Origin of the sequence: Planococcus halocryophilus (assembly GCF_022489025.1) — a bacterium.
GTDB lineage: Bacteria > Bacillota > Bacilli > Bacillales_A > Planococcaceae > Planococcus > Planococcus halocryophilus_A.
This window is the reverse complement of sequence record NZ_JAKVTG010000003.1, coordinates 38,236-57,333: the sequence shown is the minus strand read 5'-3', so window position 1 is coordinate 57,333 and position 19,098 is coordinate 38,236. Positions and strand designations below refer to the sequence as shown.

The 19,098-nt window shown below is 41.8% G+C and carries 25 protein-coding genes and 1 other annotated feature; of the genes, 1 reads left to right on the top strand and 24 read right to left on the bottom strand.

Annotated elements, in window-relative coordinates:
• Positions 1 to 20 precede the first annotated feature (20 nt).
• From MLE13_RS04895 to ruvA, 6 genes are all read right to left on the bottom strand, one after another.
• A complete protein-coding gene (locus tag MLE13_RS04895) occupies positions 21 to 329 on the bottom strand; it encodes a post-transcriptional regulator (protein ID WP_240748326.1) in 309 nt (102 codons plus the stop codon).
• Between the two features lie 118 nt (positions 330 to 447).
• Positions 448 to 723, bottom strand: coding sequence for a preprotein translocase subunit YajC (yajC, locus tag MLE13_RS04890; RefSeq protein ID WP_240748325.1), 276 nt, complete (start codon positions 721 to 723; stop codon positions 448 to 450).
• 42 nt (positions 724 to 765) lie between these two features.
• The gene (tgt, locus tag MLE13_RS04885; RefSeq protein ID WP_240748324.1) at positions 766 to 1,908 is read right to left on the bottom strand and encodes a tRNA guanosine(34) transglycosylase Tgt; all 1,143 of its coding nucleotides are present in this window, start codon (positions 1,906 to 1,908) and stop codon (positions 766 to 768) included.
• Positions 1,905 to 2,984 (bottom strand): tRNA preQ1(34) S-adenosylmethionine ribosyltransferase-isomerase QueA, encoded by a 1,080-nt coding sequence (gene queA / locus MLE13_RS04880; RefSeq protein WP_240748323.1) that lies wholly within the window; start codon positions 2,982 to 2,984, stop codon positions 1,905 to 1,907. Before queA ends, tgt begins: the two co-directional genes overlap by 4 nt.
• A complete protein-coding gene (ruvB, locus tag MLE13_RS04875) occupies positions 2,981 to 3,979 on the bottom strand; it encodes a Holliday junction branch migration DNA helicase RuvB (protein ID WP_008498937.1) in 999 nt (332 codons plus the stop codon). Before ruvB ends, queA begins: the two co-directional genes overlap by 4 nt.
• 18 nt (positions 3,980 to 3,997) lie before the next feature.
• Positions 3,998 to 4,594: a Holliday junction branch migration protein RuvA gene (gene ruvA, locus MLE13_RS04870; protein ID WP_240748322.1), complete on the bottom strand. Its 597-nt coding sequence runs from the start codon at positions 4,592 to 4,594 to the stop codon at positions 3,998 to 4,000.
• A gap of 125 nt (positions 4,595 to 4,719) precedes the next feature.
• Here ruvA and MLE13_RS04865 point away from each other — a divergent pair, with 125 nt between their 5' ends.
• Positions 4,720 to 5,253 carry a transcription repressor NadR gene (locus MLE13_RS04865; RefSeq protein ID WP_240748321.1) on the top strand — a complete coding sequence of 178 codons (534 nt, stop codon included), beginning with the start codon at positions 4,720 to 4,722 and terminating at the stop codon, positions 5,251 to 5,253.
• Between the two features lie 49 nt (positions 5,254 to 5,302).
• Here the strand turns inward: MLE13_RS04865 and pheA are convergent, their stop codons facing one another.
• The 18 genes from pheA to MLE13_RS04775 form a co-directional block, all read right to left on the bottom strand.
• On the bottom strand, positions 5,303 to 6,169 hold the full coding sequence (pheA, locus tag MLE13_RS04860; RefSeq protein WP_240748320.1) for a prephenate dehydratase: 867 nt from the start codon (positions 6,167 to 6,169) through the stop codon (positions 5,303 to 5,305).
• A gap of 15 nt (positions 6,170 to 6,184) precedes the next feature.
• Positions 6,185 to 6,637, bottom strand: a complete 453-nt coding sequence (locus MLE13_RS04855; protein WP_008431510.1) for an ACT domain-containing protein — start codon at positions 6,635 to 6,637, stop codon at positions 6,185 to 6,187.
• Positions 6,638 to 6,653: 16 nt separating this feature from the next.
• Positions 6,654 to 7,943 (bottom strand): GTPase ObgE, encoded by a 1,290-nt coding sequence (gene obgE / locus MLE13_RS04850; protein WP_240748319.1) that lies wholly within the window; start codon positions 7,941 to 7,943, stop codon positions 6,654 to 6,656.
• A gap of 1 nt (position 7,944) precedes the next feature.
• Positions 7,945 to 8,460 carry a Spo0B domain-containing protein gene (locus tag MLE13_RS04845; protein WP_240748318.1) on the bottom strand — a complete coding sequence of 172 codons (516 nt, stop codon included), beginning with the start codon at positions 8,458 to 8,460 and terminating at the stop codon, positions 7,945 to 7,947.
• A gap of 146 nt (positions 8,461 to 8,606) precedes the next feature.
• Positions 8,607 to 8,897 carry a 50S ribosomal protein L27 gene (gene rpmA, locus MLE13_RS04840; protein ID WP_240748317.1) on the bottom strand — a complete coding sequence of 97 codons (291 nt, stop codon included), beginning with the start codon at positions 8,895 to 8,897 and terminating at the stop codon, positions 8,607 to 8,609.
• A gap of 13 nt (positions 8,898 to 8,910) precedes the next feature.
• Positions 8,911 to 9,240, bottom strand: a complete 330-nt coding sequence (locus MLE13_RS04835; protein ID WP_008498929.1) for a ribosomal-processing cysteine protease Prp — start codon at positions 9,238 to 9,240, stop codon at positions 8,911 to 8,913.
• 2 nt (positions 9,241 to 9,242) lie between these two features.
• Entirely contained in the window at positions 9,243 to 9,551 is a 309-nt protein-coding gene (gene rplU, locus MLE13_RS04830) for a 50S ribosomal protein L21 (RefSeq protein WP_008498928.1), read from the bottom strand.
• A gap of 13 nt (positions 9,552 to 9,564) precedes the next feature.
• Positions 9,565 to 9,646 (bottom strand) — a sequence feature (ribosomal protein L21 leader region).
• A 223-nt stretch (positions 9,647 to 9,869) separates the two neighbouring features.
• Positions 9,870 to 10,808: a nuclease-related domain-containing protein gene (locus MLE13_RS04825; RefSeq protein ID WP_240748316.1), complete on the bottom strand. Its 939-nt coding sequence runs from the start codon at positions 10,806 to 10,808 to the stop codon at positions 9,870 to 9,872.
• A 58-nt stretch (positions 10,809 to 10,866) separates the two neighbouring features.
• Entirely contained in the window at positions 10,867 to 11,667 is an 801-nt protein-coding gene (gene minD / locus MLE13_RS04820) for a septum site-determining protein MinD (protein ID WP_240748315.1), read from the bottom strand.
• A 1-nt stretch (position 11,668) separates the two neighbouring features.
• A complete protein-coding gene (minC, locus tag MLE13_RS04815) occupies positions 11,669 to 12,340 on the bottom strand; it encodes a septum site-determining protein MinC (RefSeq protein ID WP_240748655.1) in 672 nt (223 codons plus the stop codon).
• A gap of 16 nt (positions 12,341 to 12,356) precedes the next feature.
• Positions 12,357 to 12,887, bottom strand: coding sequence for a rod shape-determining protein MreD (gene mreD / locus MLE13_RS04810; RefSeq protein WP_240748314.1), 531 nt, complete (start codon positions 12,885 to 12,887; stop codon positions 12,357 to 12,359).
• Positions 12,884 to 13,768, bottom strand: coding sequence for a rod shape-determining protein MreC (gene mreC, locus MLE13_RS04805; protein WP_008498922.1), 885 nt, complete (start codon positions 13,766 to 13,768; stop codon positions 12,884 to 12,886). Before mreC ends, mreD begins: the two co-directional genes overlap by 4 nt.
• Positions 13,769 to 13,781: 13 nt before the next feature.
• Positions 13,782 to 14,810 (bottom strand): rod shape-determining protein, encoded by a 1,029-nt coding sequence (locus tag MLE13_RS04800; RefSeq protein WP_240748313.1) that lies wholly within the window; start codon positions 14,808 to 14,810, stop codon positions 13,782 to 13,784.
• Between the two features lie 94 nt (positions 14,811 to 14,904).
• Positions 14,905 to 15,597, bottom strand: a complete 693-nt coding sequence (gene radC, locus MLE13_RS04795; RefSeq protein WP_276323837.1) for a RadC family protein — start codon at positions 15,595 to 15,597, stop codon at positions 14,905 to 14,907.
• Complete coding sequence (locus tag MLE13_RS04790) at positions 15,591 to 16,199, bottom strand: Maf family protein (RefSeq protein WP_240748312.1); 609 nt, start codon at positions 16,197 to 16,199, stop codon at positions 15,591 to 15,593. The genes radC and MLE13_RS04790 overlap by 7 nt, the downstream gene beginning before the upstream one ends.
• A 513-nt stretch (positions 16,200 to 16,712) precedes the next feature.
• Positions 16,713 to 17,468, bottom strand: a complete 756-nt coding sequence (locus tag MLE13_RS04785) for a prepilin peptidase (RefSeq protein ID WP_240748311.1) — start codon at positions 17,466 to 17,468, stop codon at positions 16,713 to 16,715.
• A gap of 87 nt (positions 17,469 to 17,555) precedes the next feature.
• A complete protein-coding gene (locus tag MLE13_RS04780; protein WP_240748310.1) occupies positions 17,556 to 18,371 on the bottom strand; it encodes a pilus assembly protein PilO in 816 nt (271 codons plus the stop codon).
• Positions 18,368 to 19,096 (bottom strand): PilN domain-containing protein, encoded by a 729-nt coding sequence (locus MLE13_RS04775; RefSeq protein WP_240748309.1) that lies wholly within the window; start codon positions 19,094 to 19,096, stop codon positions 18,368 to 18,370. Before MLE13_RS04775 ends, MLE13_RS04780 begins: the two co-directional genes overlap by 4 nt.
• Between the last annotated feature and the right edge of the window lie 2 nt (positions 19,097 to 19,098).

Sequence of the window (19,098 nt, the reverse complement as noted above, 5' to 3'; positions counted from 1 at the left end):
ACTTAATAAAAAATGTGTATTTATTTTTTATTAGGTGGACGCAGCAAATGTTGAATATTTTCAAGCGTACTATCATCATGCCATCGGGCTTTTTTTAACTCTACAACTTGGTGGTAAGCTAAAAAGTCAGATGCCGTCATATCCATAATATCGTTAATCATTTCATACAGGTGCATGGTGTTTATATCTTTTTTACGCCATTTTTTCTTTACACAAAACTCCCATAAATCTTCTTCTGTAAATGTATCATAATCGAAATGATGAAATTCACTACGTTTACTTTCGAGCGCTGGCAAAACGAATTCAAATTGTTCGGGATAACTCGTCATGCGAATACTCCTTTCTGGTGTGCTCTATCTATTGTACCTCGTAACTGGAAAATTTAGAATAAGGACATTATTTATTCAATAAAAAAACGCCTTCTAAATCGAAGGCGCACTTTTGCATTTAGATTGTTGCTTTTGCAGATTCCACTACACGTGCGATTGCTTGACGCTCAAACTGCAAGCGCGTGCCATCAGCTACAGTGATGTAGATTGTTGCATCATCAACTGCATCCACTAGGCCGTGCAAACCACCGATTGTGACAATACGGTCGCCACGTCTTAGTTCAGTCTGCATGTTTTTAGTTGCTTTCTGACGCTTTTGGGCAGGACGGATGATGAAAAACCACATCAACAAGAACATTAATAGTAAAGGTGATAACGCAATTAACGTATCCATTATTCAATTTCCCCCTTTCACTTTCTCTATTCTTTTTCAAACTCAGAAATTTTTAGCATTGGGTTTATTGAAACCGTAAGCTTCAAAAAATTCTTCGCGGAAATCTCCCAGGCGGTCTTCACGAATAGCTTGACGAACCTGTCCCATTAAGTTTAACAGAAATTGCAGGTTATGATAACTAGTAAGTCGAATTCCGAAGGTTTCATCGGCACGAATTAAATGATGGACATATGCCCGTGAATAATTTGTACATGTGTAGCAATCACATTTCTCGTCGATTGGTCCAAAATCACGTTTAAATGCTGCGTTTTTAATGTTCAAACGCCCTGTGCTTGTCATCAATGTACCGTTACGCGCTATACGTGTTGGCAATACACAGTCGAACATATCAATGCCGCGAATTGCTCCGTCAATTAACGAATCTGGTGATCCCACACCCATCAAATAACGTGGTTTGTCCGCAGGCATTAACGGCGTCGTAAATTCTAACGCACGGTTCATAACGTCTTTTGGTTCACCCACTGATAATCCGCCAATTGCGTATCCTGGGAAATCAAGAGATACAAGATCTTGAGCACTTTGTTTTCGCAAATCTTCAAACTCGCCACCTTGAATAATACCAAACAATCCTTGGTCTTGCGGGCGCTGATGCGCTTCAAGGCAACGTTCTGCCCAACGTGAAGTTCGCTCAACACTCGATTTCATGTATTCATGCGTCGCTGGGAATGGCGGACATTCATCAAACGCCATCATAATATCAGAACCCAAGTCGTTTTGAATGTGCATCGCTTTTTCTGGGCTTAAAAATAATTTATCGCCGTTCATATGGTTACGGAAATGAACGCCTTCTTCTTTAATATTACGGAATTCACTCAGTGAAAATACTTGGAATCCGCCAGAATCCGTTAAAATCGGACGATCCCAGTTCATGAATTTATGCAATCCACCAGCTTCTTTAATGACATCATTACCTGGACGCAACCATAAATGATATGTGTTGCTCAAAATGATGCCTGCGTTCATTGCTTTTAATTCTTCTGGCGACATCGTTTTTACTGTAGCTTGAGTGCCAACTGGCATAAATGCCGGTGTTTCAAAAGAACCGTGTGGAGTGTGAACGATCCCTAGTCGTGCGCCTGTTTGTTTGCAGGTTTTAATGTGTTCGTACGTAACTGCTGATGTCATTGGTGAGTCTCCTTTTTCTGTGGTTCAATAAACATCGCATCTCCAAAGCTGAAGAAGCGGTAGCGTTCATCTACTGCTTGGTTATAGGCGTTTAAAATATGGTCTCGGCTTGATAAAGCACTAACAAGCATGACCAATGTGGATTTTGGCAAATGGAAATTGGTGATCAAGCCATCTACCGCTTTAAATTCATAGCCTGGGAATATGAAAATATCGGTCCAGCCACTATCTTCTTGTAATTCGCCGTCAAATTTTTGAGCAACAGACTCAAGCGTACGTGTCGAAGTTGTGCCAACAGACACAATTCGTCCACCTTTTCTTTTTGTTTCATTGATGAGTTCAGCCGTTTCTTTTGTAATTCGGTAAAATTCCGAATGCATTTCGTGGTCTTCAATCGAATCAACCGACACCGGTCGAAATGTACCAAGTCCGACGTGAAGCGTGATAAAGGTGATATTAACGCCTTTGTTACGGATTTTTTCTAGCAACTCATCTGTGAAATGAAGTCCAGCAGTCGGCGCTGCTGCACTGCCTCGTTCTTTAGCAAAAACCGTTTGGTAACGATCTTGATCTTCTAGTTTTTCACGAATATAAGGCGGTAATGGCATTTCACCCAATTGGTCCAATATCTCATAAAAAATACCGTCGTAAATCATTTTAAAATGACGTCCCCCGTGATCGAGAATACCGGTACATTCTGCACGCAATAAGCCATCGCCAAATGACACGACCGTGCCGATTTTCACTTTTTTCGCAGGTTTAACCAAAGTCTCCCACACATCATCTTCAATTTGCTTTAATAGCAGCAATTCAATATTTGCGCCAGTATCTTCTTTGACACCCATTAAACGCGCAGGTAAAACGCGCGTATCGTTTAATACGAGCGTATCTCCTTTATCCAAGTAATCGATTATATCGCGGAAATGACGGTGAGATGTCGCTCCTGTCTCTTTATTCATAACCAAAAGCCGACTTGACGTGCGGTCGAGTAAAGGCGTTTGCGCGATCAATTCTTCAGGTAACTCAAAATCATAATCTTGTATATTTAAGCTTGTCTTTACAGTTAGTTTTGTCATTCAGGCATCTCCATTTTAAAGTGTTCGTAGGCTAATTGTGTAACAGTACGACCTCTTGGTGTTCGTTGGATAAAACCAATTTGCAATAAGTATGGTTCGTAAACATCTTCAATTGTTGTCGATTCTTCTCCAATGCTTGCTGCTATGGTATCTAATCCAACCGGACCACCGCGGAAACGTTCTATCATACCCGTCAATAATTTATGGTCGATGTGATCGAGTCCGAGTGGATCGACTTGCAGCATTTCTAGTGCTTGCTCTGCCATGTCCATGGTAATGGTGCCGGTGCCGCGAACTTGTGCATAATCACGAACTCGTTTTAGTAAACGGTTGGCAATACGCGGCGTTCCACGAGAACGACGTGCAATTTCAATAGCGGCGTTAGGGTCGATGTCTGCTTCGAATAATTTTGAAGAACGAATAACGATTTCCGTCAACGCTTCCGTGTCATAATAATCGAGTCGTGACAATACACCAAAACGGTCACGCAGCGGTGCTGATAACGCTCCCGCACGCGTTGTTGCGCCAATTAATGTAAATGGGGGCAAATCGAGTCTTACAGATCTCGCTGTCGGACCTTTACCGACGACAATATCCAAACAAAAATCTTCCATCGCCGGATAAAGCACTTCTTCAATGGCACGATTTAAGCGATGAATTTCATCGATAAACAATACATCACCAGGTTCTAATGACGATACGATTGCGGCTAAATCACCCGGACGTTCAATTGCTGGTCCGCTGGTCATTTTAACGTTAACTTCCATTTCATTGGCGATAACAGCAGCCAACGTCGTCTTCCCGAGTCCAGGAGGCCCGTACAACAAGACATGGTCTAAACTTTCTTGACGCATTTTTGCCGCTTCGATGAAAATTTGCAAATTGTGTTTTACTTTATGTTGCCCAATATATTGAGACAACATTTGAGGTCGCAATGATTGTTCAAAACGATCATCAAATTCCGAAATTTCACTATCTATAATGCGGTCTTCCATGCCGTTCGCCTCCTTTCATCAGTTTTGTTTGAGTAATAACTGTAACGCTTTTTTCATAAATCCTTCTGTATCTAAATCCAAATCGCGCAATTGCGGTTTCACTTTATTGATTTCCCGTTCTGAATAACCAAGTGCACCAAGTGCCAGCATCGCTTCTTCAAGTTCAACACGGTCATGTGCTAACAAGCTATTCGTGTTTTCTGCTCCTAACGACTCGCCGAAAAACTCGGTAAGCTTGCCTTTTAAATCCAAAATCATTTGTCGAGCTGTTTTCTTACCGACTCCTGGGAATTTCACTAAATACGATTCATCTTCTTGTTCGATCGCCTCAATAACATGTTGGGGTTGTCCAGTCGCTAAAATGGCTAACGCGCCTTTTGGACCGATGCCAGAAACCGAAATCAATTTGCGAAACAATTCTCGCTGCTCGAATGTTGGAAAGCCAAATAACAATTGAGCATCTTCTCGCACATGATGATGAAGAAATACTTGTAAATCTTCTGTACCAAATGAATACGGGTTTGGCGCAAAAATTTGCCAGCCAATTCCTTGTTGCTCTATTACTAAATATTCAGGCGTTACGCGTGTCACCGTGCCTTTTATGTAATCGTACATGGACAGTCTCTCCTTTAATTCAACTTAACAATTATAGCATATTCCTGTGCTTTAGACGAAATAATCCCACTGTTGTTCAGCACATGATAAGATAGCTGTAACGAGTCGATAAGTGAGGGATTTACATGAAAAAATTATTAGGTGAACAACGACGCCAATTTCTGCTAGAAAAAATCAAAACATCGAACACTCCAATGACGGGCAGTGATTTGGCGTCTCTTGCCAACGTATCTCGCCAAGTAATTGTTGGGGATATGACTTTGTTAAAAGCGAAGGGCGAACCGATCATTGCAACGAGCCAAGGTTATTTGTATTTAGCGGAACGCACGACAGAAAAAGCGAGCCGTCGCATTGCATGTCGTCACCAAGCTGACGAAACAGAACGCGAATTAATTTTATTAGTAGAAGCGGGCGTTACCGTTAAAGATGTGTCGATTGAGCATCCAGTTTACGGTGAACTAACAGCGGGTGTTCACGTATCAAACGTTCAAGAAGTAGAAGCCTTTATGAAACGCATCCGCGATACGGGCGCTAGTTATTTACTCGAGCTAACAGATGGTACACATCTTCACACTATTACCGCGCCAGACAACGCAACACTTGATCAAGCTGTGAGCGCAATGCGTGAAAGCGGATTTTTATTAGAGGAAAGTGAATAGATTTCGAATGACAAAAGTCCCGCAGCGAAATGCTGCGGGACTTTTGTGTTTAATTTTTATAAGTGTAATACGAGCCAAGCGTTTTCACTGTACAACCCAAAGCTGTAAGTTCTTCAAACGCACCACGCATCATTGCATCGTTTTCATCTGCTAATACATCCGCAATAAAGAAATAATCTCCAAGACCCGTTTTCAATGGCCTTGACTCGATTTTACTCAAATTCAAACGTCTCCATGCAAAAACCGACAAAATCTGGTGTAAAACACCTGAACGGTCATCTTCTGGCAAGGTCATCATTAATGTAGTTTTAATTTGATCCTCATGCTGCGGATTTTCTAGCTTATGATTGGTTTTTGACAACACGAAAAAGCGTGTGTGGTTAAAATGGAAATCATGAATATCGCGCTGTAAAATATCCAAGCCGTATTTATGGGCTGAAAATTCATTGCCGATTGCCGCAATATTACGCTCTGGCAATTCAGATACCATTTTAGCTGCAGCTGCTGTCGAGCTATATTGCTCTAGTGGCGTACTTTTATATGTATAATAAAGATATTTGTGGCATTGTGCCAATGCATGCGGATGCGAATAAATCGCTTCAAATGATTCCGCGTGACGGTTTTCAGGGTGCACCAATAAATGCTGCTCAATCGGTGATAACACTTCAGCTGTCACATACAATTGGGCTTCGTGGAATAAGTAATCCACGGTTAATGGAACCGATCCTTCTAATGCATTTTCCAGTGGGACGACAGCGTAATCTACGCTGCCTTCTACCACTGCTTCTATGCATTCGGGAATAGTTGTAAATGACACTAGGGTACTTTCAGGGAAAACTTTTGTTGCCGCAAGGTGTGTAAATGACGCTTCCGGCCCTAAATATGAGATTCGTTTACTTATAGCTTGTCCAGTCATTTAAACATTCCTCCATTAAGATGATCCACTTGATACCACATCAGCCGACTCGACAAAATCGAGTTTTTTCAGCTGTTGCAAAAATACGTCCAAGTTCCCGTCCATCGCCGTAACGTCCAAAGACAAAGTCACATTCGCCCGTCCTTGAATCGGAATGGTTTGATGTATGGTTAAAATATTACAGCCATTTTCAGCGACTGTTTGCAGAAGTGTCGCAAGCGTTCCTGAGCGGTCTTCTAATTGTAAGAAGACCGTCAAGATCCGTTCTTTGACAATCGAATGGAACGGAAATACAGCGTCACGATATTTATAAAACGCAGAGCGCGAAAGACCTGTTTTGTTTACGGCATCCATAATCGAAATGCGGTCATTTTGCAACATTCTTTTCACTTCAAGCGTTTTTTGCATCGCTTCTGTTAATACGTCTTCACGCACTAAATAATATCGTTGTTCTGAAATATCCTTCATTCAAGCTACCTCCGCATCAATCCATAAATTCGAATTCGAATTCAAGCAAGCGAACTGTGTCGCCATTTTCCGCTCCACGTTCACGAAGGGCATCATCAATACCCATACCGCGCATTTGACGAGCAAAACGACGAATTGAGTCTTCATGAGAAAAGTCCGTCATCTTGAACATACGTTCAATCGCATAACCAGACAAGATAAATGCGCCATCAGGACCGCGGGTAATATCAAAGCCATCAGCATCCGTTTCGTGTTTGTACAATACTGTGCTTTCAGAATCAACTTCTTCATCGCCCATTAATGGGAATTCTGGAGTTACTTCAATGACATCAGCAATCGCGAACAACAAATTGTTTAATCCTTTGCGTGACAATGCAGAAATCGGGAAAATACGTGCATCTTCCGGCAATTTTTCGCGGAATTTCGCTAAATTCTCTTCAGAATCTGGCATATCCATTTTATTTGCAACTACCAATTGCGGACGTTCAGTTAAACGCATATTGTATTGTTTTAATTCTTCATTGATTGTTAAATAATCTTCGTAAGGATCGCGTCCTTCAAGACCAGACATATCAATTACGTGAATAATTACACGCGTACGTTCAATATGGCGTAGGAATTGATGGCCAAGACCGATTCCTTCGTGAGCGCCTTGGATTAATCCAGGAAGATCGGCCATAACAAAGCTACGCTGGTCTTCTGTTTCAACCATGCCTAAGTTTGGAACGATCGTTGTGAAATGGTATTCAGCAATTTTCGGTTTAGCTGCAGAAACCACTGACAATAACGTCGATTTCCCGACACTTGGGAATCCGACAAGTCCAGCATCTGCCAATACTTTCAATTCCAAAATGACGTTACGCTCATAACCCGGTTCGCCTTTTTCAGAAAGTTCTGGAGCAGGGTTCGCAGGCGTTGCAAAACGTGAGTTTCCTCGTCCGCCGCGTCCACCTTTAGCGATAACCGCAGTTTGACCATGTTCAACTAAGTCAGCAATTGTTTCGCCTGTATCGACGTCTTTTACAACTGTGCCTGGTGGAACTTTGATCAATGTATCTTCTGCTTTGGCACCGTGTTGGTTTTTGCTCATGCCATGTGTTCCGCGATCTGCTTTAAAAATCCGTTTGTAACGGAAATCCATTAGCGTACGCAATCCTTCTTCAACGATAAAGACGATATTCCCGCCTTTACCACCATCTCCACCGGCAGGGCCGCCGTTTGGTACATATTTTTCGCGACGGAAAGCAACCATGCCATCTCCGCCGTCGCCACCTTTAACATAAACTTTTACGTGATCGACAAACATATTATCCCTCCATCTGTGCACGAACAGCAATCATTGTGCTGTCTTCGCTACACTCTTTTCGTACTGTGAATTCATCTGTTTCCACTAGGTTCAAGTCCGGCCAACTCTCCGAACACTTGATAGTTATTTCAAAAAACGCTGCATCGGATTTCAATAAAATCTCACAATCAAACACTTGATAAGGATTCAGTTGCTTTTTCGCTAATTCTACAAAACCCTCTAAAAAACGCCGGAACTCGCCATCTAAATGTGCGGGTGCTGCAACAGCCTGGCACTCTACATGAAAATTAAATCCAGGAAAGCGCCAATTGACCGTTAGCAGCCACTCCTCTGTCAGCGGTAGCCCGATGTCGGCTAGCCGGCTGGCATGCATAGACGCTTCGGCATACGAACGAATAAGCGCTTGCGCCTCTTGGAGACGGCCAAGATCCAAATTCATTTTGATTAATTGAAGGTCATTTAAAAAATCATGGCGCGCATGCCGAAGCGATTGTGCCACTGTCATTGGTTTTTCCATAAGTCACGTCCCGATTCAGCTTCTTATTCCAGTATACCAATAATTCGCAGTAAATTCCTAAAATAATGCGTCTAACGCGTTTCGTGAATTGCGCCGATTATTATCAAAAGAAAAAGGACTGCGAAAGCAGCCCTTTTCGTTTTGTATTAAGCTTCTTGTGCAACTGGATATACGCTAACTTTTTTCTTATCGCGTCCGTAACGTTCAAAACGAACAACTCCGTCGATTTTAGCAAAAAGTGTATCGTCTCCGCCGCGTCCAACGTTCTCACCTGGATAAATTCTAGTACCGCGTTGACGGTATAAAATTGAACCACCAGTAACTTCTTGGCCGTCTGCACGTTTTGCGCCAAGGCGTTTAGATTCTGAGTCACGTCCGTTTCTCGTTGAACCTACACCTTTTTTAGATGCAAAAAACTGAAGATCTAATCTTAACATTCTGTCCCACCTCCTAAGCTGTGAAGGTTATTTTAATATATTCTTCATAGTCTTGTTCAATCGTTTTTAATGAAACAATCATAGAGCGCACTAGCAGTTGAACCTGCTCATCTGTCTTCTCATCCAAGTTATTCGGAAAACTGACTTTTAAAAAGCCGCTATTTGCTTGCTGAATGTCTGGTTCGATTCCCGTCAGCTCCATGATGGCATTTACCGCTCCAAAAGAGACAGCAGATGCACCAGCACATACGAGGTCTTGCCCGTGTTCAGCGTAATCCGCATGACCTGACATTTCAAAGGACGAAATGCGATTTGATGCTTCTTTTACAGTTACAAGTATCATTCTTACAGGTTAATTGCATCGACAGTCAATTTCGTGTATGGCTGACGGTGACCTTTTTTTCTATGGTAGTTCTTTTTCGCTTTATAAGTGAAAACAGTGATCTTTTTAGCGCGGCCGCTTTTTACAACTTTAGCCGTAACAGTAGCTCCCTCAACAAAAGGAACACCCACTTTAGTATCATCTCCACCTACAAATAGAACTTTGTCAAAAGTGATAACATCACCAGCTTCTCCAGTCAATTTCTCAACATAGATTTCTTGGCCTGCTTCAACTTTGATTTGTTTTCCACCAGTTTCAATAATCGCGTACATATCCTTGCACCTCCTCTAGATTAAGACTCGCCTATTCAGGTGATCTGCCGAAGCATCTTCTTAAAGTAACCTGATTCGAGCGGTTGTAGCAACGATACGCTACAAACATAACATTAGAATAATACCATGTTGGAACTAGTCGAGTCAATAGGGAATGTTATGTTTCGGGAAATTGATTGTGTGGTGTGAGGTTTTGATTTGTGTGAGGTGCGGTTATCTCGGTGCGAGGTGCGGTCTTTGTTGTTTGAGGTGCGCTTTTGCGGTCGCGAGGTGCGGTCTTGGACGATTGAGGTGCGCTTTTGTCCATTTAAGGTGCGGTCACCGATAAACGCGGCTAAAATAGTCGCGCAACAGTTCGCGATTTTCAACAATTTGCCTCTTTCCACGCTTCTGGCTTTTCGGCGCTGACTTTTCAAGCAACCGATACAACACATATTTGTTTTCAACTCCAAGTAACTGGTATGCAAGTCGCGTGTCGAGTTCCCTGCCATACAACAAGGCATATTCTTGAAGCGTCACTTCATGAGCATTTCGGGAACAGAAACCGCATGCTGCACAATGCCATTTACGGCCTTGCCAGATAAGCGAACAAGTGCGACATGTTGGACAGGTGACACCGAGTCTTAAGGAATCAAATCCAATCTGGTGCCGCATGAGCCATGACTTACTAAAATTCTGCGGAGGTAATTTCTCTAACTTACTCGTTAGCTTTGCTACATCAAAAAGCTCGGATCTATTAGCCAACTTCTCCAAATGAAACGGCAAGTAGTCGAGTGAGACGACCGGATAAAGTTTAGGTGCTTCGATTACTTTTCCAGATCGACTCGTTAAAACAATTACACCATGAACCGGAACACCTAAAAATCCATTAACTGCTTTTATCGCGCGATGCACTTGCGCTTCCGGATTGCGCATGCCTTCTCTTCGCCCATCAACGACTCGGTGAAACTGATAATTGACCGTATCAAAATAAAAATCACCAATCATATTCTTTACTTCTAATACGCAAATACACTCCGAGTGAACTAATAGCAAATCAATTTGCACAGTGCCGTCTTTATAAGGAATATTGACATCTCTCAATAAAACACTATCTCCCGTTAAATCCAACTCTCTATTCAACAAAGCGGCCGTACGCTGTTCACCGCTAACCCCCGCTAAAGAATTCTTCAACTCGGATAAAACTGTATGCTTTGATTCGTGAATAGTTTGTAATCGTTCTGCAGCAATCATTTGCACAAGTAAAAAATCGTTCATTTCACACCTCCCGAAAGTTTAAAAAAAGCCCTCGCTTATAGCGAAGGCTCAAAATGTTCTATTTCGTAAAGACTGCTTTAATTTTCGTGAACAAGCTTGGCGGCGCTTTTTCCATGCTCATCAATGGAACCGATTCACCTAGCAAGCGACGCGCAATATTGCGGTAGCCAAGTGCAGCTGTGTTCGACGGGTCCATAACAATCGGTTCACCTTTGTTTGAGCTTGAAATGACGCGCTCGTCGTCTGCGATGATGCCCAGTAAATCGATCGACAAATGCGTCGTGATTTCGTTTACATCAAGCGCTTCTCCTGCTTTCATCAAATGCGGGCGGATGCGGTTAATGATTAAACGTGGTGCATCGATATTTTCTTCAAGTTCCAACAAACCGATAATGCGGTCAGCGTCACGAACTGCTGAAATTTCAGGAGTTGTTACGACAATCGCGTGATCCGCTCCAGCTACAGCATTTTTATAGCCCTGCTCGATGCCGGCTGGGCAATCAATAATGACGAAATCATAGTCTTTTTTCAGTTCTGTCACAAGCTCTTTCATCTGTTCTGGATTGACATCATTTTTGTCAGCAGTTTGCGCTGCTGGCAATAAATAAAGCATATCATCAAAACGTTTGTCTTTTACAAGCGCTTGGTGAACTTTGCAACGACCTTCTAGTACGTCAATCAAATCATAAATGATGCGATTTTCAAGTCCTAAAATAACGTCAAGGTTACGCAATCCAATGTCAGTATCGATTAAACATACTTTTTTGCCTTGAAGGGCCAATGCAGTGCCGAGGTTGGCGGTTGTTGTCGTTTTACCGACGCCTCCCTTACCTGATGTAATTACGATAGCTTGTCCCACACTAGCTTCCTCCTTTAAACGTTGAAATTTGCGGACGGATAAACCGCAATTCCTGTAAACGGTCAATGATGATCGTGCCATTTTTATGTAAATATGCACATTCCATTTCCGGTTGCTCTGATAAACTAGACAATTCGTCTGTCATTGTTTCTAATTCGTCGTGAATTTTTAATTGTGTTGCTTCTAGCCAAGATGCCGCAATGACTGCATCGCGATTGCCTTTTGTTCCAGCATGCGCTGCACCTTTTAAACGACCTAACACATAAACACTGCCGCCTGCTTCGACGCGGCCGTTCGGGTTAACATCGCCAATAACGACCAAGTCACCTTCAGCTTTGATCACTTGTCCAGACCTTACGATGCCGACATACGTTTCCGACTGGCTTTCAATGATCTTTTGTTCGCATTCTTCAACTGTTAAAATATCGCTCGTTGTTCCGACGACCTTCAAATGAGGGTTTGTCGCAACCACTTCGCTAAGTTCTTGAATTTGGCTATCCGTGCAATAACGTTTGTTTAAATGCACCGTCACTTCGGTATCACTGTCTAGCGCAGGATCCGATACTTTCGCTTTTAACTCGGTCAACAACTCAGAATATGCACATTGATCATCGAGATACAGCACAAGTCCTTTATTTTTCCCTTTAATATTAACGAGATTCTTCAAAAAAATGTCACCTGCGCTTTCATTAATATAACCCTATCTTATTATCACGCTCTGATAATTGCGTGACCATTACCGACTTGAAAATCCAGCCAAGCATTACCAAGAAAATAGAATTGGCGATCATCGTTGGCCATAACCTTGTCGTGATAAATGTGCCAAGCGGCATTCCCGTAAATGAAATAAGCAGGAAGAATTGGTAAAGCAAAAACTCGAACAATGCCAATAAAACGAGCGTCAGCAGGGTCGCTGTCAACAAATTCCGAGGGATTCTTTTGAATGCAGCTGCTGCAGCCAGACAAGTGGCCGGGTATAGAAAAGAATATAATCCAATAATATCAATGTAAAAGACATCATACAAGAGCCCGAAAAATAATCCATAAAACATAGCATGTTTTAAATCATAATAAAGCGTTAAAAATATCAAAAACATTATTAGAAAACGCGGGACGATATAATTCAATTCGCCACCAATATTTAATGGTGAGAAAAGACCAAAAACCGGTTCCATGAAAAACAGGACGAGGCAGATCAACGGGATGAGGAAACGAATCATGATTCATCGTCTCCTGTCACGCCATTGTCTTCACCGTCCACTTCCGGCATCAATCGGTCTGCAATAATCACGTGGTTTAAAAGAGAAAAGTCGGCTGCTGGTTTCACGTAAGCAAGCTTCGTTAAACCAAACTCATCAATTGTCACTTCAGTAATTGTTCCAATTAAAACACCTTTTGGAAAAATCCCGCCGAGCCCACTTGATATCACTTGATCGCCTTTTTTCAATTCAATATTCGCATCAATGCGCTTTAATAATAATTCGTGTCGCTCTGCATCGTAGCCTTCAATAAGTCCATAAACATCTTTCGCCCCACCAACAACCATCGCTGAAACGCGGTAGTTCGGGTTAAGCGTTGAAATCAATTCAACCGTCGAAGTAGTCGGCGTTGTTAGCGTCACTTTGCCGATTAAGCCACTCGCAGTCATTACCGCCATATTTGGTTTAACTCCTTGGTTCGCACCACGGTTTAGGATCAACTTTTCTTCCCATTGATCGGGGTTCCGCGCAATAACAGTTGCTTGTATCGGGTTAAAGTCGCGTAAATCTTCTTCTTTTCCAACAATTTTTTTCAGTTCTTCATTTTCAGAACGCAAGTCCTTTACTTCAGCCTGCACACCCGCAAATTCTTCTAAGCGCGTTTTCAGATGCTGGTTTTCTTCAAATGTATTCAGTAACGAATCCACATTATCAAAAATTCCAGTTACAAAATGAGCAGGTCGTGAAAATACCGACTGCCCGGCTCCAACAGCATCTTTTATAATTTGTTCCGGAAGCGACACATTGTCGCGATCACGGAGCGAAAAAGAAATTAGTGCAACGAGCAGGATGACACCCAACAGCAGCAAAATAAGCCGCTTGTTTGTTAAAAGTTGTGGCATATTGCCATCCTCCTTATTTAATTGATAACTGGCGTCGGAATTTATCCCTATTCTCAAGCGCCTTGCCTGTGCCAAGTGCCACACAGTCTAGTGGATTTTCAGCGATAGATACCGGCATCGATGTTTCCCTTGAAATCACACGATCGAGGTTTTTAAGTAATGCTCCTCCACCGGTCAACACCATCCCGTTTTCGATAATATCTGCACTCAATTCAGGCTGCGTTTTCTCAAGTGCTGCTTTAATCCCGGCTAACATATCAGCTACTGGTTCGCTCAACGCTTCTGCGATTTCACCAGCCGTGATTTGTAAGGTTTTTGGAAATCCTGTTACTAAATCACGCCCACGAATTTCCATCGATACATCTTTTTCAGAGGCTTCCATAATAGCCGCAGAACCGATGCCAATTTTGAGTGCTTCAGCCGTTCTTTCGCCAATTAACACTTTGTAGGTTTTGCGGATATACTGGATAATTTCTGTATCCAACGCATCTCCAGCAACACGAATCGATTCGCTCGAAACGATTCCGCCTAGTGAAATAACAGCGACTTCTGTAGTTCCGCCCCCAATATCGACGACCATACTGCCAACAGGTTCCCATACCGGCAAATCTGCTCCAATCGCCGCAGCAAAAGGCTCTTCAATTGTATAAGCTTCACGTGCTCCAGCTGCACGAGCAGCATTTAATACTGCACGTTGTTCTACTGACGTAATGCCAAAAGGAACACAAATCATGACCGTCCCTGTTTTCCATTTACTACCGACTGCTCGAAACGCTTCAGCAAGATTATACTTGATCATCGTTAACGTCGTATCATAATCAGCAATCACACCGTCACGCATTGGACGCACGGCAATAATCGAACTTGCTGTACGTCCCATCATATTTTTAGCTTTGCTACCGACTGCTACAATTTCGCCAGTCGTTTTATTTTTAATGACAACAGAAGGTTCGCGAAGAACTATACCCTTGCCTTTAATATACACCAATGTATTTGCCGTGCCTAAGTCTATTCCAACATCTTTTGAACCAAATCCAAACAAAGTTTTTCGTCCCTTCTTTTAAACAGCTGCACCTCTACATTTGCGAGGACACAATACCAATCATTATAGACGAAAAGAAAAAAAATAAACAGTGCTACATGAACCCCTTTTCTTTCAACGAAATGAATTGGTGGTCTCCAATTATAACGTGATCGAGTAATTCGATTCCAATGATACTGCCTGCTTCAACTAGTCGTTTGGTGACTTCAATATCTTCTGGAGAAGGAGCTGGATTACCAGACGGATGATTGTGCGCACAAACAATTGAAGCTGTAGAACGACGGACCGCTTCGCGGAAAATTTCTCGAGGATGAACGATAGAAGCATTCAAGCTGCCAACAAAAATCGTTTGTCTGTGCATAACTTGATTTTTAATATTGAGGAACAAGACAACAAAATGTTCTTGCTTGAGCGAGGTCATATCCGCCATTAAATAAGAAGCGGCGTCTTTTGGCGAACGAATGGTAAATTTCGTATCGGTTTGTTTTGAAGACAAGCGCCGGCCAAGTTCGACCGCTGCGAGCAGTTGCACCGCTTTTGCTTGTCCGATGCCATTGATCGCCACCATTTCTTCGATCGTAGCGTTTTTCAATTCTTGAATATGTTCAAAATGCGTAAGCACACGATTTGCCAAATGTAGCACCGATTCTTGCCGACTGCCAGTGCGCAGTAAAATCGCGATTAACTCTTGATTGGATAACGCTGACGCCCCTTGGTTCATTAACCGTTCACGGGGGCGGTCTGTAATGTGCACATCACGAATCATTAACGGCGTTTCGTTTAGCATCGAACACCGCTCCCTTCTAACGAAATAAATCCTGCAGCGCTTAGCTTTTGTGTTAAAGCTGCAACCGGTAAACCAACAACTGCGTTGTAATCGCCATTAATTTCTTTTACGAACAATCCAGATACCGTTTGAATGCCATAAGCACCCGCTTTATCATACGGATCTTCTGTATTGATATACGCATCAACCCATGCCTCAGGTAATTCAAAAAATGTCACTTGAACTGTTTCATGAAACGATAACTCGCTATCGCCATGAACAACCGTTACTGCAGTAATAACGTGATGAGTTTGACCTGATAGTTTTTGCAAATAGCTTTTAGCTTGTTCCTTACTTTTTGGCTTTAATAAAATCTCTTCATCTAATACAACAATTGTATCTGAACCAATGACAACGCTATCTCTTTTTCCAGCTGCCACTTCTTGTGCTTTTTGTGAAGCACAAGCTAACACATAACCAAGCGCTGTTTGAAATTGCTGCGGATCCGGTTCATCTTTCGTGCTTGGGACAATGGTAAAATCAACACCTAGCATGCCAAGCAATTCTTGTCTGCGCGGCGATTGTGAAGCGAGTATGATTGGGAAATGGGATTTAAATTTCATGAGAAAATCTCTCCTTTTTTCGAGAATCATACCATTTCTGTAAACTCGAAAACAAATGATGAAAAATGAGTTTTGCTTTGATTTGATTGTTGAAAAATGAGATTTGGTTATTCTCTAAGTCTTAAAGCGCTTCATGTAGGTGTTGATAATTCTGATTTATAATATTTCGCAAAAGGGCTGTTCTGTCCGCGAGTTATGCTCAAAGTGCAGATACGACTATAGAATAAAATAAACAAAGATATTCGAAAATTCTCACCACTGGCTTTCTACTTTATGATTCTTAAATTTCTAGTGTAAAAACATTAGTCGAAAAACATCCTATTTTATTTACTCGCTAATGTAGAGCTGTATACTAGCGAAGGCGCGTTTACTGGGTAGGCGAAGCTAAAAGACAGGTGGTCTCCCTGGCTTTTGACGAGAGCCATCCCCAAAGCGCCCGGAACGGTTTGACATCAACGAAAAAAAATGTAGACAACTCAAACAGATTGAGTAGTCTACATTCCTAATTAAGTCTCATCCTAGAAAATTCATATACCATGTGAGAATTCCGTCTCCCCAAAAATAAACAATAATTGCCGCAGCCGCAATGGACGGACCGAATGGAATTGGCGATTTGCGTCCTTTTTTTGTAACCTGCAATTGAACAATACCTACAATTGAGCCGATAACCGAAGCGAAAAATAAAGTCATCAACGTTCCACCTAAACCAAGTACTAAGCCAATGACAAAAAACAACTTAATGTCGCCACCACCCATACCGCCTTTAGAAACAATCGCAATTAAAAACAGCAATGAAAATCCGACAACCGCACCAAGCAAACTATTCCACCACGGATCCAGCGGAATTACAAAACGCAAAACAAGTAACACGACCGCAAACGGCAACAATACTTTATCAGGAATAAGCATATACGCAATATCAGACACCGTAATAATAACCAGCAGCGAAACAAACAAAATCGCCACAATCAATTCTGGCGTAAAGCCAAACATTAAATACGATGCAACAAATAAAACGCCAGTGATTGCTTCCATTAACGGATAAACCCAATGAATGCTCGAACTACATGTACGGCATTTTCCTTTTAAAAATAGATAAGAAAACACTGGCACCAAATCTAATGCCGTTAAACGGCGATCGCAATTTGTACAATGTGATGGCGGATACGCAATCGATTCTTTTTTCGGCACACGCAGTCCGACTACGTTAAAAAATGATCCGAATACAAGACCAAACAGTGAAAAGAAAATGGAATAAGTCAGTACCATAGAAACCCTCTTTGCTTTAATTTATTGTGATCGATTACTTCTATTCTATCAAAAAAAGAGAAATCGCAATGATTTCTCTTTTACTCATTATCGATCTGTTTGTTCTACTAGGGCTTCTGAATTCTCAGACCCTTCAACCTCGACTTCGACACTAACATCTGGGTCGCTTGAATCAGGTGAAACTTGAGTTTCGACTACCACATCTTCAACTTCTGTTTTATTTGGGAGTAAGTCCGAATTTCCGTTTTTAGGAAAAGGGTTAGCTTTCTTTGCAGGAGCAGGTGAATCAATTTTCAACAACGAATTTTCTAACCCAACTAAATCGGGACGATAATAAGATGCAAATGATAATGAAACGGTTAATGGCTCTTGGGTTTCTGAGGCTTCCTCTTTTATAACTTCCGGTATCGACGTAAAGTCAATAGCTTCAACAACCATAATGCGCTCCATTTTCTCAATTTCTTCTATAAAAGTTGTGATACCTTCATAGTTTTGCGCATTAAATTCGACTGATGTTACTACTTCCTGAACGTTTTCAAGCCCTTCTATAGGTTGAAGTAAAGTCAGTGGAGCTTCTGTAAAATTAACAGAGGTAACCAGTGATTGCGACAACAACTCAGCTTCTTCTACTTGTAAAAGAATGGCATCCGTTAATGGTTTAACCGTGACTTTGTGTTGCAAGTCTTTAATGCTAATTTTTTCAGCAGGCGGAGCTGACTTTTGCTGAGCTTGCAAACTCATCAGTACTTCTTTTTGAGAAGTTAAAGTTTGTTCAGCTTGCAATCGAGCATCTCTGGCTGGTGCGTACAAGGTAAAATAAGAAAATACAATACTACCAATTAAGACAGCTGCCGCAAGAATAACCATTGCCATATATTTTTGACGTCTTGTTAAATTATTCATTGAGCGTCCCCCTCTGACTCTGAAGGAGTAGCTTCAGTTTCTTCGACAGTAACATCAACTTCTACTGTTTCTTCATTGGGTATTTCTTCTGTCTCAACTTCTTCTATTATATTGCCATCAGCATCTAATTCTTCTTCAGCGGGTAACCTCACATCTACATATGCGATATTGTATGTGGCAACGTAGCGCGGAACTTCGACTGGTGTTTCTGGTTTCTCAACAAAACCAGTATCTCCAATAATTTCTAACTCTTTAAATTCGGTCGAATCCAACTGAACCGACTGAATTAAGTCAGATGCTTTTAGCTGTGCTAAATAATAAGCTGCTTGGCGCGCTGCATCAAACTGCACTGTGATAGTAGCTAGATTGGGTTTAGTGTATGAAAAAGATTCTAAAAACCCACGTTCAGGAAGCCTTGCAGACAAATCAGACAGTAGCGGAATTGTATCGAATTGATAACTTTCAGCCCAATCAACTGTGGTTTTTAGTTGTTGTTCGTCAGTCAATCCTACAGCTGCTTCTAATTCGGCTTGAATCACACTGCTTTCCGTCATAACTTGTATATACTCAGCATCTGCTTCAATTTTTTCACTTTTTTGAGACTGTGCCATTAAGAAAAAGGTTGCCCATATAAGTATTGTGACAAGTAAGATTCCAAGGATTGCAAAAAGTAACACAGGACGCTCATGTTCTTTTTGCGGCAATAAGTTAATATCTACTAGCATGC

Excerpts from the sequence above, each read along its gene's own strand:
- MLE13_RS04895 (WP_240748326.1), bottom strand. The coding sequence starts at position 329 with ATGACGAGTTATCCCGAACAATTTGAATTCGTTTTGCCAGCGCTCGAA.
- yajC (WP_240748325.1), bottom strand. The coding sequence starts at position 723 with ATGGATACGTTAATTGCGTTATCACCTTTACTATTAATGTTCTTGTTG.
- tgt (WP_240748324.1), bottom strand. The coding sequence starts at position 1,908 with ATGACATCAGCAGTTACGTACGAACACATTAAAACCTGCAAACAAACA.
- queA (WP_240748323.1), bottom strand. The coding sequence starts at position 2,984 with ATGACAAAACTAACTGTAAAGACAAGCTTAAATATACAAGATTATGAT.
- ruvB (WP_008498937.1), bottom strand. The coding sequence starts at position 3,979 with ATGGAAGACCGCATTATAGATAGTGAAATTTCGGAATTTGATGATCGT.
- ruvA (WP_240748322.1), bottom strand. The coding sequence starts at position 4,594 with ATGTACGATTACATAAAAGGCACGGTGACACGCGTAACGCCTGAATAT.
- MLE13_RS04865 (WP_240748321.1), top strand. The coding sequence starts at position 4,720 with ATGAAAAAATTATTAGGTGAACAACGACGCCAATTTCTGCTAGAAAAA.
- pheA (WP_240748320.1), bottom strand. The coding sequence starts at position 6,169 with ATGACTGGACAAGCTATAAGTAAACGAATCTCATATTTAGGGCCGGAA.
- MLE13_RS04855 (WP_008431510.1), bottom strand. The coding sequence starts at position 6,637 with ATGAAGGATATTTCAGAACAACGATATTATTTAGTGCGTGAAGACGTA.
- obgE (WP_240748319.1), bottom strand. The coding sequence starts at position 7,943 with ATGTTTGTCGATCACGTAAAAGTTTATGTTAAAGGTGGCGACGGCGGA.
- MLE13_RS04845 (WP_240748318.1), bottom strand. The coding sequence starts at position 8,460 with ATGGAAAAACCAATGACAGTGGCACAATCGCTTCGGCATGCGCGCCAT.
- rpmA (WP_240748317.1), bottom strand. The coding sequence starts at position 8,897 with ATGTTAAGATTAGATCTTCAGTTTTTTGCATCTAAAAAAGGTGTAGGT.
- MLE13_RS04835 (WP_008498929.1), bottom strand. The coding sequence starts at position 9,240 with ATGATACTTGTAACTGTAAAAGAAGCATCAAATCGCATTTCGTCCTTT.
- rplU (WP_008498928.1), bottom strand. The coding sequence starts at position 9,551 with ATGTACGCGATTATTGAAACTGGTGGAAAACAAATCAAAGTTGAAGCA.
- MLE13_RS04825 (WP_240748316.1), bottom strand. The coding sequence starts at position 10,808 with ATGAACGATTTTTTACTTGTGCAAATGATTGCTGCAGAACGATTACAA.
- mreD (WP_240748314.1), bottom strand. The coding sequence starts at position 12,887 with ATGATTCGTTTCCTCATCCCGTTGATCTGCCTCGTCCTGTTTTTCATG.
- mreC (WP_008498922.1), bottom strand. The coding sequence starts at position 13,768 with ATGCCACAACTTTTAACAAACAAGCGGCTTATTTTGCTGCTGTTGGGT.
- radC (WP_276323837.1), bottom strand. The coding sequence starts at position 15,597 with ATGCTAAACGAAACGCCGTTAATGATTCGTGATGTGCACATTACAGAC.
- MLE13_RS04790 (WP_240748312.1), bottom strand. The coding sequence starts at position 16,199 with ATGAAATTTAAATCCCATTTCCCAATCATACTCGCTTCACAATCGCCG.
- MLE13_RS04785 (WP_240748311.1), bottom strand. The coding sequence starts at position 17,468 with ATGGTACTGACTTATTCCATTTTCTTTTCACTGTTTGGTCTTGTATTC.
- MLE13_RS04780 (WP_240748310.1), bottom strand. The coding sequence starts at position 18,371 with ATGAATAATTTAACAAGACGTCAAAAATATATGGCAATGGTTATTCTT.
- MLE13_RS04775 (WP_240748309.1), bottom strand. The coding sequence starts at position 19,096 with ATGCTAGTAGATATTAACTTATTGCCGCAAAAAGAACATGAGCGTCCT.